Origin of the sequence: Pontibacter vulgaris (genome assembly GCF_022758145.1) — a bacterium.
Taxonomy (GTDB): domain Bacteria; phylum Bacteroidota; class Bacteroidia; order Cytophagales; family Hymenobacteraceae; genus Pontibacter; species Pontibacter vulgaris.
In genome coordinates, this window is record NZ_JAJVDH010000002.1 from 87,051 (window position 1) to 102,149 (window position 15,099).

At 45.2% G+C, this 15,099-nt stretch carries 12 protein-coding genes and 1 pseudogene; 9 read left to right on the forward strand and 4 right to left on the reverse strand.

Annotated features, from left to right (window positions below; all coding sequences use genetic code 11):
- Positions 1-107: 107 nt before the first annotated feature.
- From lptC to recJ, 6 genes are all read left to right on the forward strand, one after another.
- On the forward strand, positions 108-644 hold the full coding sequence (gene lptC, locus LWP20_RS01330; protein WP_242926313.1) for an LPS export ABC transporter periplasmic protein LptC: 537 nt from the start codon (positions 108-110) through the stop codon (positions 642-644).
- A 2-nt stretch (positions 645-646) separates the two neighbouring features.
- Positions 647-820 (forward strand): hypothetical protein, encoded by a 174-nt coding sequence (locus LWP20_RS01335; protein WP_242926314.1) that lies wholly within the window; start codon positions 647-649, stop codon positions 818-820.
- Positions 821-837: 17 nt separating this feature from the next.
- Entirely contained in the window at positions 838-2,139 is a 1,302-nt protein-coding gene (locus LWP20_RS01340; RefSeq protein WP_242926315.1) for a hemolysin family protein, read from the forward strand.
- 74 nt (positions 2,140-2,213) lie between these two features.
- On the forward strand, positions 2,214-4,325 hold the full coding sequence (locus LWP20_RS01345) for a peptidylprolyl isomerase (protein WP_242926316.1): 2,112 nt from the start codon (positions 2,214-2,216) through the stop codon (positions 4,323-4,325).
- A gap of 129 nt (positions 4,326-4,454) precedes the next feature.
- A complete protein-coding gene (locus LWP20_RS01350) occupies positions 4,455-6,269 on the forward strand; it encodes a tetratricopeptide repeat protein (protein ID WP_242926317.1) in 1,815 nt (604 codons plus the stop codon).
- A gap of 245 nt (positions 6,270-6,514) precedes the next feature.
- Positions 6,515-8,221 carry a single-stranded-DNA-specific exonuclease RecJ gene (gene recJ, locus LWP20_RS01355; protein WP_242926318.1) on the forward strand — a complete coding sequence of 569 codons (1,707 nt, stop codon included), beginning with the start codon at positions 6,515-6,517 and terminating at the stop codon, positions 8,219-8,221.
- An 88-nt stretch (positions 8,222-8,309) separates the two neighbouring features.
- Here recJ and LWP20_RS01360 read toward each other — a convergent pair whose 3' ends face one another.
- On the reverse strand, positions 8,310-9,131 hold the full coding sequence (locus LWP20_RS01360; protein WP_242926319.1) for a glycoside hydrolase family 25 protein: 822 nt from the start codon (positions 9,129-9,131) through the stop codon (positions 8,310-8,312).
- A 195-nt stretch (positions 9,132-9,326) separates the two neighbouring features.
- On the opposite strand from LWP20_RS01360, the gene lptB reads away from it, so the two are divergent.
- The 3 genes and pseudogenes from lptB to LWP20_RS01370 all read left to right on the forward strand — a co-directional run bounded on the left by lptB (position 9,327) and on the right by LWP20_RS01370 (position 12,046).
- Positions 9,327-10,058: an LPS export ABC transporter ATP-binding protein gene (lptB, locus tag LWP20_RS01365; RefSeq protein ID WP_242926320.1), complete on the forward strand. Its 732-nt coding sequence runs from the start codon at positions 9,327-9,329 to the stop codon at positions 10,056-10,058.
- 147 nt (positions 10,059-10,205) lie between these two features.
- Positions 10,206-10,484: pseudogene (locus LWP20_RS18320) on the forward strand (four helix bundle protein); the annotation flags it as partial.
- A 44-nt stretch (positions 10,485-10,528) separates the two neighbouring features.
- Positions 10,529-12,046 (forward strand): GH3 auxin-responsive promoter family protein, encoded by a 1,518-nt coding sequence (locus tag LWP20_RS01370; RefSeq protein ID WP_496197209.1) that lies wholly within the window; start codon positions 10,529-10,531, stop codon positions 12,044-12,046.
- A 137-nt stretch (positions 12,047-12,183) separates the two neighbouring features.
- On the opposite strand, the gene LWP20_RS01375 is transcribed toward LWP20_RS01370, so the two are convergent.
- From LWP20_RS01375 to gltX, 3 genes are all read right to left on the reverse strand, one after another.
- Complete coding sequence (locus LWP20_RS01375; protein WP_242926322.1) at positions 12,184-12,951, reverse strand: TIGR00266 family protein; 768 nt, start codon at positions 12,949-12,951, stop codon at positions 12,184-12,186.
- Positions 12,952-12,995: 44 nt separating this feature from the next.
- The gene (locus tag LWP20_RS01380) at positions 12,996-13,340 is read right to left on the reverse strand and encodes a hypothetical protein (protein WP_242926323.1); all 345 of its coding nucleotides are present in this window, start codon (positions 13,338-13,340) and stop codon (positions 12,996-12,998) included.
- Positions 13,341-13,470: 130 nt separating this feature from the next.
- Positions 13,471-15,012, reverse strand: coding sequence for a glutamate--tRNA ligase (gene gltX / locus LWP20_RS01385; protein ID WP_242926324.1), 1,542 nt, complete (start codon positions 15,010-15,012; stop codon positions 13,471-13,473).
- Positions 15,013-15,099: the final 87 nt, after the last annotated feature.

The following is a 15,099-nucleotide window of genomic DNA, read 5'->3' on the forward strand; positions in this document are numbered from 1 at the left end:
GTTCTTGGAGCGGCTTTTTTTATGGCTGTAACGCAATAGCCAGGCAGTAATAAAAAGGAATGGTAAAATTTACTAACTTCACCACTAAACTAGTTTCAAAATACCTGATGCAGAAAGCATGGATACTGGGGCTGTTAGCTATGGTAGCTATACTTGGCGCCAGTTGCAAAGAAGAGCTAAAAGACCCTGATAAGGAAGTAAAGTATACAGGTCCGTTGATCGAGAACAAAGATGTGCTCACACTTTACAGCGATTCGGCAAAACTGCTTATAAAAATGCAGGCTCCTGTGCAGCAGGAGTTTGAAAATGGCGATGGCGTTTTCCCGAAAGGCATCTATGTAGAATTTTACGAGAAGCCAGGACAGATGTCATCTACTATTAAGGCCAACTATGGCAAGCAGGACCGCAACAAAGAGATATACCTGGTGCGCGGCAACGTGGTAGTAAATAATATCCTGAAAGGCGAGAAGCTGGAAACAGAAGAGCTTTACTGGGATAAAAGGAAGGCCGAGATCTATACCGATAAGTTTGTGAAGATAACCACCCCGGACGAAGTGCTGATGGGGCAGGGCCTGCGCGCTAACCAGGATTTCTCGAAGTATAAAATATTAAAACCAACAGGTATAATTAACCTGAAAGAATAAGAATGAACCAAAACTTGCTGAATACCATTTTGTTATCGTTGGCTTTTGTAGCCATCGTTATTGGTATACACCGAAGTATAGAAGAATCAGATGTGGCAGGCAATTACTGGATTTTTATGATTGCCACTGTACTGTTTATGGTATACCGCCACCGCAAAAAGAAAAACAGCGCTTAAGTACGCCGTAATTCTACATGATAGAACCTAGCCAGATACTTTTACTCCTCCTTGCATTGTTATTCTCAGCCTTTTTTTCAGGTATTGAGATGGCTTTTATGTCGGCTAACAGGCTGCAAATAGAGCTAAGCGAAAAGAACGGTGCCTTGTCAGGCCGTATACTTTGGTTTTTGCTGCAACGCCCCGCACGGCTGATGGGTACTGCCCTTATTGGTAATATTCTGGCGCTGGTGTTATATGGCTTTGTCATAGCCCAGGTACTCCATAATTTGCTGGCATTTTACCTGCCGGCACCACTTCATTTCAGCCCGTTGGTGCTGGTGCTACAGATTATTATAGCCTCTTTGGTGGTGTTGCTTACGGCTGAGTTCCTGCCCCGCAGCCTGTTTGTCATCAACCCGAACCGCATGTTGCAGGTGCTGGCCATCCCGATCATACTTTGTTTTTATCTGCTATATCCGGTAGTATATCTGATTGTGTCGCTTAGCAAATGGGTTGCTGAAAAAGGGTTCAAGATCGAGTTCTCGGAAGACAAACCGGTTTTCGGAAACATCGACCTGAACGCCTATATCAAAAGCAGGCTCTATCAATCTAAACCTACCGACACGCCCGAAGTAGACCCTGAGATATTTCATAATGCGCTTGATTTTAAAACCGTGAAAGTGCGGGAGTGCATGGTGCCACGCACTGAGATAAAAGCTGTAGAGGTAAGCGATACGGTAGAAACACTGCGGCAGGCTTTTGTAACTACAGGCCACTCCAAAATACTGGTTTACAACGATACCATAGATAACATTATAGGGTATTGCCACCAGCTGGCCATGTTTAAACAGCCTGAAAACATAGCAGAAATTTTATCGCCGGTGAGTCTGGTACCGGAAGGAATGCTGGCCAGCGAGCTGTTTGTGCGCTTTGTAACAGAACACCGCTCTGTGGCTGTGGTAGTAGATGAATTTGGCGGTACTTCAGGTATAGTTACCGTGGAGGACGTGATAGAAGAGATTTTCGGGGAGATACAGGACGAGCACGACGTAGAAGACTCGCTGCTGGAGCAGGCGTTCCCGGAGCAGGGCATGTACCTGTTCAACGCCCGCCACGAAATAGATTACCTCAACAACAAGTATAACCTGGAACTGCCCGAGGGAGATTACGAAACACTGGGCGGATTTATCTTTTCGGAACTCGGCGAAATACCTGTTCCGGGCGAGGTGGTGGAAGTTGCGCCTTTCACAATTACGGTCCTTTCCATGGACGAGAATAGAATCAACGTTGTAAAGCTTGTAAAAGCATCAGACTTTCAGGTAGATAACGAATCTTAAACAGAAATTCACAAAATTTTGAATTTTAGCGCGATTAACCTTATTTTGCACATCCTTTTTAAGTTGTATAACAAATGGCATTAATTAACAAGATTAGAGAAAAGTCGGGTTGGGCTATCGGCGCCATTGCCCTTGGGCTTGGTGTGTTTGTAGTAGGCGGCGACCTACTTGGGCCAAACTCAAAACTTATGGGTAACGATGCAACCGTTGTAGGCGAAATTGCCGGCGAGAAAGTAGAGTACCAGGAGTTTGATGAAGTGTTCCAGCAAATAAAGACAAACTTCGAAAATCAGTCTGGCCGTACTGCTGCCGAAGGCGAGCTGGCTATGATTCGTGAGCAGGCCTGGAACCAGCTAATCATTAAGATTGCCTTACAGAAAGAATACGAGCGCCTTGGTATAGAAGTAACCGAGGAAGAGCTGGCAGACATGGTACAGGGTAATAATATTCATCCTTCTGTACAGCAAGCCTTCACAAACCCACAAACAGGTCAGTTCGATCGTAATCAGGTAATACAATACCTGCAGAACCTGGACCAAATGGGGCCAAACGCCCGCCCAATGTGGACAAACTTTGAGCAGAGCATCCTGCAGGACCGCATCCAGACAAAATTTGCTAACCTGCTGGCCAAGTCAGTATACGTTACTACTGCCGAGGCTAAGGATTACTATAATGCACAAAACACAACTGCTAACATTAAAGCATTGTTCGTGCCTTATTTCTCTATTTCAGACTCAAGTGTTAAAGTTACAGATGCCCAGCTTCAGGATTATCTGGACCGTAACAAAGACATGTATAAAGTAGAGGATGGCCGTTCTATTGAGTTCGTTACCATTCCGGTTGCGGCTTCTAAAGAGGACATCGCCTACTATAACCAGGAAACTGCAACGCTTACCAAGCAATTTTCCGCTTCTACAAACGACTCAGCTTTTGTAAATACAAACTCTGATGTTCCTTACAACGGTGCTTATGTAAACGTTGGCGAGCTTCCTGAGCAGCTACGTGCCAGCCTGCCTTTACAGGAAGGTAAAGTATACGGCCCTTACACCAGCGGAAATGCAATGACGATGTTCAAAGTAGTGGATGCGAAAGAAGGTACTTCTAATGCCGTAAGAGCAAGCCACATTTTGATAAAGCCTGAAAACGATACGCCTGAAGCAAAAGCTGCTGCTCTGGCAAAAGCAAAAGATGTACTTGCCCAGATTAAAGGCGGTGCTGATTTTGCTAAAATGGCTGCACAGTATGGTACAGACGGAACTGCTTCTGTAGGTGGTGACCTGGGTTACTTCACTGAAGGCCGTATGGTGCCAGCTTTCGAAAAAGCAGTATTTGGTGCATCTTCAGTTGGTTTGCTGCCAGCTCCTGTAGAAACTGAGTATGGTTACCACATCATCAAGATCACTGCTCCTAAAACAAAGCAGACTTACAAGATTGCTGCTGTTCAGCGTAGCATAGAGCCAAGCGAAACTACACGTGATGCTACTTACAGCATTGCAGATGAGATTTCAGGAACCAGCGCTAACTCTGAAGAATTCAGAAAGAATGTTGCTAAAAATAAGGGTCTTGTAAAGGAAGAAGCTGCTAACATTGGCAAAAACAATATCCTGGTAAATAACCTGAGCAACGCTCGTGAGCTGGTACGTTGGGCTTATAGCAAAGACACTAAAGTTGGTGATGTATCGCCTGTGTTCGAGATTAACGATCAGTATGTGGTAGCAACTTTAACCGGCGAGCGTGAAAAAGGCTATGCAAAAGTAGCAGACGTTAAAGAAGAACTGACAGCTGCTGTTCGCAACGAGTTAAAAGCTAAGCAGATCATCGCTAAATTAGATGGCACAAAAGGTACTTTAGATCAGATTGCGGCTAAGTATGGCCCTGATGCCATGATCAGAGATGCTCAGAATGTAACATTTGCTTCTGGTGCTTTACCTGGTTTAGGTGTTGAGCCGGCTGCTGTTGGTAAAGCGTTTGGCCTGAAGCCAGGTACGCACACTGCTGCTTTCGAAGGACAGGGCGGTGTTCTGATGGTAGAACTGACGCAGCTTAACAAGGCTCCTGAAACAAAAGATCTGGCAGCTGTTAAGAAAGAGCTTATTACTACGCGTAGCGCCAGAACAGAGGCTAATGCTTTTGAGGCAATCAAAGAGAAAGCTGATATCAAAGATAACCGCGTGAAATTCTTCTAATCTCACAAAGTATAAAATATGAAAAAGCCACTCAGTAATGGGTGGCTTTTTTGTTTTACTAATGCGTAAGTATAAATTCAAGTGATAATAATATCAAGTTGTGGCAGATAATCGTTTTATACTGTACTTATGCCTGTAAAACCGATCTATAGTTTTTTTCTCACCCTCTTGCTGCTCTTAGTGGCCCCGGCTGCCATGGCGCAATCGCAGGACCTTGAACTGGCACGCGCATACTTCCAGAAAGGCGACTATGACAAGGCTGCTGCCATTTACAACAAGCTGCTTGATGACAGGCAACTCTATAACCAGGTATACCCCGATTACCTGAAAACTCTGCTGGCTCAGCGCAATTACAAAGAAGCAGAAAAGCTGGTAAAGAAAACCATAAAGCGCTATCCCGGCATTCCAAGTTATGCTGTAGACCTGGGGGTAGTTTACCAGGCAGCTGGCGATAAAGAAGCAGCCGAAAAACATTTCGATAAGTTGCTGGCCCAGATGAAGCCCGACCAGGCTATTGTACTGGCCAATGAGTTTATACAACAGGAGCTCTTTGATTATGCAGAGAAAGCATATTTGCGTGGCCGTGAACTAACTAAAAACCCATCAGAGAATAACCGTGCGCTTATAGCGCTTTATACTTACAGGCAAAAGAACGAGCCGCTGATAGGAGAAGTGCTGAGTTTGCTGCAGGAAAGCGAGGATGAACTGCCTTATGTACAGAACATGCTGCAAAATAGTCTCCGCGATGAGAAAGCCTTCGACACGCTGGAGAAAGAACTTATACTTCGCGTGCAGCAAAACCCTGATAAATTAAGTTATAACGAACTGTTGATCTGGCTATACATCCAACGAAAGGATTTTTACAGCGCCTTGCTGCAGGCCCGTTCCGTAGATAAACGCACCCGTAGCGGCGGCACGCGCGTTATGGAACTGGGAGCCATCAGTGCAAAGAACAAAGACTATAAAGGTGCCATAGAAGCCTACGAATACATTACAAAAGAATACCCCGATGGCCCTTACTACCTTATTGCAAAACAACGCCTGATAAATGCCCGCGAAGAACAGGTACAAAATACTTTTCCGATAGATGTGGTGAAGATAAGAGCATTGGTAGCCGATTATGAAGCGCTGTTAGCAGAGGCCGGAAGAAATGCACAAACAGTAGAGGCGCTGCAGCACATGGCAAACCTGTATGCTTTTTTCCTGGATGATAAGGACAAAGCCATCGCGCTGTTGCAGGAAGCTATCAGCATGCCAAGGGCAAGCACTAATCTGGTAGCAGACAGCAAACTAACGCTGGGCGATATATACCTGCTGAAAGGCGAGCCATGGGAATCTACATTATTATACTCGCAGGTGGAGAAATCGCATAAAGATACGCCTATTGGGCACGAAGCAAAACTGCGCAACGCCCGCCTGAGCTACTATAAAGGCGATTTTGAGCTGGCGCAGGCACACCTGGATATACTTAAACTGGCCACCAGCCGCGAAATTGCCAACGACGCCATGGACCTGAGCCTGCTGATAACTGATAACACCGGCCTGGATACATCTGCCACTGCCATGCGCGAGTTTGCTGCTATCGACCTGTTGATCTTCCAGAACAAATTACAGGAAGCGCAGGCTAAACTGGATGGTATGCTTAAAAAGTACCCAGGGCATAGTTTAACCGATGAAATATACTTTCAGAAAGCTACTATTTATGAGCGCATTGGCAGCTTTAACGAGGCAGTTGCAAACCTGGAAAAGGTAGTAAGCAGCCCTACAGATATTTTAAGCGACGATGCCTTGTATAAGATGGCAGTTATTTACGAAGAGAACCTTAAAGATACACCCAAAGCACTGCAGCTATACAATGATTTTCTGGTGAAGCACCAGGGGAGTATTTATGTAACTGATGTGCGCAAGCGTTTCAGGAAACTGCGCGGCGATACGCCTAATTAGGATGCTTTAATCTCCGAAGAAGATAAAGAGAATCAGCAGGAAAATGATGAAGAAACCATACATCACTAAATCCAGCGAGTAGTTTTTATACTTTTCGTAAAATTCTCTGAATCGTTTCATGTTCAAACCTGTTGTACTGGCACAAAGATACAGACAATTAAAGGAAGCAGCCTAGTAGCAGCATAGGCATGGCCTCAAAATCCTGTTAATTTAGCTACCTTTGTATACAAGATAGCAGAAGCAATATGGAGAAACGGTGGGAGTATAACAAAGAGGCAGAGCCAGAGGTAGTAAGCAGTTTAGCTGATAGCCTGAAGATAAGCCCTACGCTTGCCGGTATACTTTGCCAGCGGGGCATCTGCACTTTTGAAGAAGCCAAGGCCTTTTTTCGTCCTGCCTTAACCGACCTCCACGATCCATTTCTGATGAAGGACATGGACAGGGCTGTTGATCGCTTAAATGAGGCGCTGCATCAATCCGAAAAAATACTGGTTTATGGCGACTATGATGTGGATGGCACTACTTCGGTAGCCCTTATGTATAGTTTCCTGCGCCAATACACGCACCAGATAGAATTTTATATTCCCGATAGGTATAAAGAAGGCTACGGCGTTTCTACACAAGGTATAGAGTATGCAGCCGAGAATGGCTTTAAACTCATCATCTCCCTCGATTGTGGTATTAAGTCTGCTGATAAAGTAGCTTACGCCACTGAGCTTGGTATTGACTTTATTATCTGCGACCACCACTTACCTGACGACGATGTGCCACAGGCTGTTGCCGTGCTCGACCCAAAGCGCGTAGATTGCCTTTACCCTTACAAAGAGCTTTCGGGTTGCGGAGTTGGCTTTAAACTGATCCAGGCTTTCTGTATCCAGAATGATATTGACTTGGAGGCGGCTTACCAATTACTGGACCTGCTGGTAGTAAGTATCGCTGCAGATATTGTTCCTATAACCGGAGAGAACCGTGTGCTGGCATACTATGGTTTGCGCTTGATAAATGGCCCACAACCCATGCGCCCCGGACTTGAAGCCCTGAAAGAGCTGGCAGGTATTACCGGCGATATGGATATTACCAGCATCGTGTTTGGTTTTGCTCCGCGCATTAACGCCGCTGGCCGTATGGGCGATGCCAAGCGCTCGGTAAGTATGCTGCTGGCCCAAACCAAAGAGCAGGCTTTCCAGATGGCCGATATCATTAACGAAACGAATAAGGAAAGACGCAGCAAAGACTCTAACATTACAAAAGAGGCATTGCAAATGATAGAGGAGGATGATTTTCTGCGAAATGCCAGCTCTACTGTGCTTTACAAAGAGAACTGGCACAAAGGAGTTATAGGTATAGTTGCCTCGCGCTGCATCGAAAAATATTACCGCCCCACTATCATACTTACCCACTCAAACGGTAAAGCGTCCGGCTCGGCCCGCTCCGTGCATGGCTTTAACGTGCACAGTGCCATCGAGAGCTGCGCTGATTTGCTGGAGCAATATGGAGGCCACATGTATGCCGCCGGTTTAACATTGCCAGTTGAGAATATTCCGGCCTTCAGAGAGCGGTTCGAACAGTTTGTAGTTAATACCATTACGGATGACCAACGTGTGCCTCAGATTGAGATAGACGGCAAAATTACATTGAACCAGATAACGCGTAATTTTTACAACATTGTAAAGCAGATGGAGCCTTTTGGCCCCGGCAACATGAGCCCTGTTTTTGTTTCGGAATGTGTTTACGATGCCGGCTCTGTGAGAGTAGTTGGCGACTCGCACCTGAAGCTGCGCCTTACGCAGGATGGCAATAATTATATTGATGCTATTGGCTTTGGATTGAGTGATTTCTACAAACCAATTTCCAAAGGCATTCCTTTTGATGTGTGTTATACAGTAGAAGAGAATGTATACAGAGGCATTATAACCCTGCAGTTGCGTATTAAAGATATCAGGCTTAATTAGCACAAAGTATAGCTGCCTACAAAAAAGGCCGGGCTGTGATTTTAAACTCACGGCCCGGCCTTTTTAAGTATAGGTTATGTTATGAAAGCTATTTTATCGGTTGCAGGTTGCGCAGCTCGTCGAGTATCATAGCCTCTGACGAAGCCAGGGTAGAAACATCCGGGAGGCACATGGCATGCAGGGTATCCCAATCACCGGCAAAGAAGTTCATGTCAACGTGTGCATTTATGCCCGGAATGGCGCCTCGGTCGGTGTATTGCCAGAACATCCATTTATCGGTATGGTGAATATCCGGCTCAGCAGGACTGTAACGTGCTATCCAGAAATGATAGTCCTGGAAATAGCCTTGCAGCCAGCGGCGGTAGTAATTCTGGTTAGTATAAATAATTGGTTTAACCCCGTAATGTTGTGTTATAGCCTCCAGCCATGCTTTAATATCCTGGCGCATTTGCTCTCCGCTCACCTTGCTGTCCATAACTTCTATATCCAGTACAGGAGGCAGGTCGCCGGCTTCTAACTTTACCGTATTTTTAAAAATCTCGATTTGTCCCTGAACAGGAGCGCCCGGTATATAAAAATGATAAGCCCCACGCTTAATGCCTACACGTTTGGTTTCGTCCCAGTTACGCGAAAAGTATGGATCCAGGCGATAATCAGCCTGCGTGGCCTTTACAAAAGCAAAAGTAATGTCAGCGCCTTTTACCTGCATCCAGTCCACGTCCTTTTGCCATTTAGATACATCAATGCCCTTCAGGCTGGATGGTGTAGCAGCTTTGGCAGTTACCGTTGTAGGATTATTGTTTTTTGTGTTTTCCGAATGATCCGTAAATGCACCTGCAAACCCAACGTATAGTAACAGGGCAGCAGAAAGCATTTTCTGGCTGGCAGAGTAAAGTAAGGTTAGAATCATACAATTGGCTAAAATTGAATTGAGTTACAAACTAAAAATATATTACATCAAAAACAACATGTTACAGAAACATTTATACTTATAGTTATAAAATTAAAATAGGAATTTACTAATATATCCGTGATTAAAAAGTATAGAAATTGCTGCTTTTTTGCCTGCATTGCAGGGTGTGCCGATATTGTGTAACTTTAAGCGATGATACTGCGAGCAGAACACTTATTTAAGAAATATAAATCCCGCACCGTTGTAAATGATGTGAGCGTGGAGGTAAATCAAGGTGAGATTGTAGGGTTACTGGGGCCTAACGGTGCCGGTAAAACAACATCTTTCTACATGATTGTGGGCCTGGTAAAGCCTAACAGCGGCAAGATTTTTCTGGATACAGAAGATATAACAAACCTGCCAATGTACCAGCGTGCCAAACGTGGCGTTGGATACCTGGCACAGGAGGCTTCTGTTTTCAGGCAACTGACCGTGGAGGAAAATATTATGGCAGTGCTGGAAATGACCGACAGGCCAAAAAAAGAACAGCAAGAAAAAGTAGAGGAACTACTGGAAGAATTCTCGCTGACACATGTGCGTAAAAACAAAGGCATTGTGTTGTCTGGTGGCGAGCGTCGTCGTACCGAGATTGCCCGTGCTCTTGCCGTAGATCCTAAATTTGTGCTGCTGGATGAGCCTTTTGCCGGTGTAGACCCAATAGCTGTTGAAGAGATCCAGGGTATTGTAGCTAAACTTAAAAGTAAAAATATCGGCATCCTCATCACCGACCACAACGTAAACGAAACCCTTTCTATAACTGACCGTGCTTACCTGCTGTTTGAGGGCAAGATCCTGAAATCAGGAAGTGCCGAAGAACTGGCTGCCGACGAACAGGTACGCCGTGTATACTTAGGTAAGCATTTCGAGCTGAAGCGGAAGATTTAATTGCTGATTGCTAATTGTTGATTGTTATTCTCGTATGCTGATTTTATGCAAGAGAAGAAACATCTTCAGTTAAATGATCTGGAAGCTTATAAAGAAGCTTTCACATTAAGTAATTTCGTTTAGTCTGTAGTTGAAAAATGGAGTCATTTTCCAAAATCGACAGTAGGCATCCAATTTGTTACGGCAATTGATAGTGTTTCTGCTAACATTGCCGAAGGCTTTGGACGTCATGGTAAAAAGGATAAAATTAACTTCTACAGGTATGCAAGAGGGTCCGTATATGAATGTTTGAATTGGAATGAGAAAAGCAAAGTTAGAAAGCTCCTGTCGCAGGAAGAGTACGAATATATTTTCTCTATTTTGCAAAAGCTGCCGAAACTGATCAATATTCTGATCAAAATTACGAATGATAATTTACAGGCTTAGCTCGTTGAAAAGCAATCAACAATAAACAATCATCAATTACGAACTTGGAAATAATAAACTCAATAGTATCGTGGGTAATGAAGAAGCGGATTCATGACATTGATCTGTTCCGGAAATACCCGCACGAAGTACAGGAAGAGCTTTTTCTGAACCTGATAGATACTGCAAAAGGTACAGATTGGGGCAAAACGTACGGTTATAAAGATATTTCTTCGGTGCGCGAGTTTCAGGAGCGTGTACCCGTTTCTACCTACGAAGACCTGTTTCCGCAAATAGAACGTGTGCTGAAAGGCGAGCAGAATGTATTGTGGCCGAGCAAAATCGAGTGGTTTGCCAAATCGTCGGGTACCACCAATGCACGAAGCAAGTATATTCCGGTTAGCCCGGAGTCTTTGGAGGATTGCCATTATAAAGGTGGCAAGGACATGCTCTCGATTTATGTAAATAATTACCCGGAGTCGAAGCTGTTTACCGGTAAAGCTCTATCTATTGGCGGCAGCCACCGACCAAGCGAGTATAATGCTAAAATTTCCTGTGGCGACGTTTCGGCCGTGATCATGCAGAATTTGCCAATTTGGGCAGAAGCTATGCGCACGCCTCCTCTAAAAGTAGCTTTAATGGATAAGTGGGAAGACAAGATCGAGAAGATGCTTGAAACCACTATACCGGAAAATGTAACCAGCCTGAGCGGCGTACCTACCTGGACCTACATACTTTTGAAGCGCATTTTAGAAGTTACCGGTAAAAAGGATATCACAGAAGTATGGCCAAACCTGGAGTTGTTTACGCATGGGGCAGTAGCATTTGGCCCATACCGCCAGCTATTCAGGGAAATCATTCCTACAGATAAGATGAACTACCTGGAAGTATACAATGCTTCGGAAGGTTTCTTTGGCATACAGGACCAGGTAGGCACAGAAGACGAAATGCTGCTAATGCTGGATTATGGTGTATACTATGAGTTTATACCTATGGACCAGGTAGAGGAGGAGAACCCTAAAACACTGACGCTGGACCAGGTGGAACTGGGTAAAAATTACGCTCTTGTGATATCAACTAACGCTGGCTTGTGGCGCTACAAAATTGGCGATACAATCCGGTTTACCAGCCTTAGCCCTTACCGCATTAAAATTTCCGGGCGTACCAAGCACTTTATTAATGCTTTTGGCGAAGAGGTGATCGTAGAAAATGCAGAAGTTGCCATTACGAATGCCTGCAATGCCACAGGAGCTATTATCACCAACTTTACGGCCGCACCACTATACATGGAAAGCGGAAAGCGTGGCGGGCACGAGTGGCTGATCGAGTTTGAGAAAGAGCCTAATAATTTATCGCAGTTTACACAGGTGCTCGATAGAAGCCTGCGGGAAATAAACTCGGATTATGACGCCAAGCGCGAAAAAGATATAGCCCTGCAGGAGCCTATTGTGCATGCTGCCCCACGTAATACGTTTACAAACTGGCTGAGCCATAAAGGTAAGCTGGGAGGCCAGAACAAAGTGCCACGATTGTCTAATTCCCGTGAGTACCTGGAAGAGATCATGCAGGTGAACGGGCTGTAATGAGTTCTGAGTGCTAAGTCACGAATTGATAGAAAGAACATAAAAGGAAATCCCCGGCAAGTTTATACCTGCCGGGGATTTTTGTTTGAGTTATAATTGTAAGTATAACCTATTCCTAATTAGGGCGCAGCGTCCTTTTATTCCAGGAAGTTGCTGAGAATGCTGCCTTCTTTGCGGGCATTCTCGCCGTGCGGCATCAGTGCCTGAATCAGTTTTTTAACCGGCATAGATTGCAGCCAGACGCGGCCTGTACCACGTAGCGTAGCCAGGAATAAACCTTCGCCGCCAAATATCATCGATTTTAAACCACCTGCCTGCTGCACACTAAAATCTATACCATCTTCAAAAGCCACTACACAGCCAGTATCTAAGCGCAGCGTTTCGTTGTTGAGTTGTTTCTCTACAATGGTACCACCGGCATGTATAAAGGCCATACCATCGCCCTGCATGCGCTGAAGTATAAATCCCTCGCCACCAAAAAAACCTGCTCCTAAGCGCTGGTTAAAATGTATGCTGAGTTTAGTGCCTAACGCTGCCGCCAGAAAAGCATCGCGCTGTGCAATAAGCGTATTGTTACGAACAGTGCGCAGATCTACAGGAAGTATAGTACCCGGGTATGGCGCAGAAAAAGCTACGCGGCTTTTGCCGTGGCCCTGGTGGGTAAAGTGCGTCATAAACAAAGATTCGCCGGTAATAAGGCGCGAGCCTACAGATACCAGCTTACCTAAAAAGCCTTGCGAGGGGTTAGAGCCATCGCCCATTTTAGTCTGGAAATCAATGCCTTCTTCCATGTAAACCATAGCGCCGGCTTCGGCAATAACGGTTTCTCTTGGGTCAAGTTCTATCTCCAGCACCTGAATGTCGTTGCCAAAGATTTTGTAGTCAATTTCGTGTGAGTTTCTCATAGTTTATAGTTCTACAGTAGTTTCAATGGCAATATAAGCTTTTGTTAAAGCTCTTCTTCTTCGTCAGCGTCTTTTTTAACGCGTGGTGGCAGTTCGTCTTCATCCGAAACAGTATTGGTATTGCGCACAAAATCCTCATCTGTTTCTTCTGTTTCCTCACTTTCCTGTACATGGTATTCCTCTTCTTCCTCACGTTTTGCCTTTTCGGCGGCATCACGTTTCACAAGCTTTTTATCTTCCACGTTTTTGTTCAGGAATTCGTTTATCTGGTCGATATTATAGTTGGAGGTAATTTCGCCCTGTGGGTTTACTTTGATTTCGAAGCCTTCTAAATCTTTATGAACCCGAGCCTTTTTCTTGCCTTTATCTTCTTTTTTATTCTTAGCCATACTTTTATTCTTTTATACTTATGATGTATAAGAGAAGAGGCTGCAATAAGTTACACAACGCCAGGTATAGCCAACAAAAAAAGGCCAACCAATTAAGGTTAGCCTTTTATACTTTGCAATGGGGTTATACTTAAGCCGAAGCGTAGCTGCTTAATTTTGCGATAGCTGTTTCTATTCTGCTAACAGTTTCTTCTTTACCGATAACCTCGATGATGTGCATTAGATCCGGGCCGGCTTCGGCACCTGTTACAGCCAGGCGCAACGCCTGCATAACCTGACCTATTTTCATGCCCTGGCGCTCCAGTACACTATTCAGCAGCTCTTTTACGGTATCAGCATTGAAGTTTTGAAGCGATGGAAGCTCGTTCTTGAATTCCTCGAAAACGGCTACTGCCTGGCTATTCCATTTTTTAGAAGCCACTTTCTCGCTATACTCTGTTGGAGCAACAAAAAAGTAAGCCGCCTCGCGCCAGAACTCCTGCGGAAAGCTTACGCGCTCCTTCATCAGGCCGGCAATCTTTTCAGCTTTCTCGTGGGAGCAGTCAATATTATGCTCTTTCAGAGCATCCAGCAGGTAGTCAGCTAATTCAGCATCTGGTTTGGCACGCAGGTACTGCTCGTTAAACCAACGGGCTTTCTGAATATCAAAACGGGTACCTGATTTACCGATTCTTTCTATTGAGAACTCATTAGCCAGTTCATCCATTGAGAAGATTTCCTGCTGCGTGCCCGGGTTCCAGCCTAGGAATGCCAGGAAGTTCACAAAGGCCTCCGGTAAATAGCCGCTCTCGCGGTAACCTGAAGAAATTTCGCCTGAGAATGGGTCCTGCCAGCGTAGCGGGAATACCGGGAAGCCCAGTTTATCGCCATCACGCTTGCTAAGTTTACCGTTTCCGTCTGGCTTCAGTAACAGTGGTAAGTGCGCAAATTCAGGCATCGTATCTTCCCAGCCCAGGTAACGGTATAGCAACACGTGCAACGGCGCCGATGGTAACCATTCCTCCCCACGAATCACGTGAGAGATCTTCATCAGGTGGTCATCTACAATGTTAGCCAGGTGGTAGGTAGGCATACCATCCGACTTCATCAGTACTTTATCATCAATGGCAGAAGAGTGAACCATAACCCAACCACGGATCAGGTCTTTTAAACGAATCTCTTCTTTGCGCGGTACTTTTAAACGGATAACATAAGGAGCGCCAGAATCTAAAAGCTTTTTAACTTCATCTTCGGGCATAGTAAGCGAATTACGCATGGTAGCGCGGGTAATAGCGTTATACTGTGGCGTAGCCACCTTAGCAGCTTTTAAACGCTCACGCATTGCTTCCAGCTCTTCGGCAGTATCAAAAGCATAGTAGGCATGGCCGCTTTCAATCAGCTGCATGGCATACTGCATGTACATTGGCTTGCGCTCCGACTGACGGTAAGGCGCATACGGGCCGCCATCCCATGGGCTTTCGTCCAGCTTAATGCCACACCACTCCAGCGACTCGCGGATATAATCTTCGGCGCCCGGCACAAAACGGTTCTGATCGGTATCTTCGATGCGAAGGATCATAGTGCCGCCGGTTTTTTTAGCCAGCAGGTAGTTGTATAAGGCTGTGCGCACGCCGCCAATATGGAGAGGCCCGGTAGGGCTTGGGGCAAAGCGTACTCTTACTTCTCTTTCCATGTATCTTTTATTCTATTCTGTGCATTTCTAAAACTGAGCAAAGGTACAAAATAAAGTATCGTTTCGATAATAGTTATACCCGGGTTT

Excerpts from the sequence above, each read along its gene's own strand:
- LWP20_RS01340 (WP_242926315.1), top strand. The coding sequence starts at position 838 with ATGATAGAACCTAGCCAGATACTTTTACTCCTCCTTGCATTGTTATTC.
- gltX (WP_242926324.1), bottom strand. The coding sequence starts at position 15,012 with ATGGAAAGAGAAGTAAGAGTACGCTTTGCCCCAAGCCCTACCGGGCCT.
- LWP20_RS01335 (WP_242926314.1), top strand. The coding sequence starts at position 647 with ATGAACCAAAACTTGCTGAATACCATTTTGTTATCGTTGGCTTTTGTA.
- lptB (WP_242926320.1), top strand. The coding sequence starts at position 9,327 with ATGATACTGCGAGCAGAACACTTATTTAAGAAATATAAATCCCGCACC.
- lptC (WP_242926313.1), top strand. The coding sequence starts at position 108 with ATGCAGAAAGCATGGATACTGGGGCTGTTAGCTATGGTAGCTATACTT.
- LWP20_RS01380 (WP_242926323.1), bottom strand. The coding sequence starts at position 13,340 with ATGGCTAAGAATAAAAAAGAAGATAAAGGCAAGAAAAAGGCTCGGGTT.
- recJ (WP_242926318.1), top strand. The coding sequence starts at position 6,515 with ATGGAGAAACGGTGGGAGTATAACAAAGAGGCAGAGCCAGAGGTAGTA.
- LWP20_RS01375 (WP_242926322.1), bottom strand. The coding sequence starts at position 12,951 with ATGAGAAACTCACACGAAATTGACTACAAAATCTTTGGCAACGACATT.
- LWP20_RS01345 (WP_242926316.1), top strand. The coding sequence starts at position 2,214 with ATGGCATTAATTAACAAGATTAGAGAAAAGTCGGGTTGGGCTATCGGC.
- LWP20_RS01350 (WP_242926317.1), top strand. The coding sequence starts at position 4,455 with ATGCCTGTAAAACCGATCTATAGTTTTTTTCTCACCCTCTTGCTGCTC.
- LWP20_RS01360 (WP_242926319.1), bottom strand. The coding sequence starts at position 9,131 with ATGATTCTAACCTTACTTTACTCTGCCAGCCAGAAAATGCTTTCTGCT.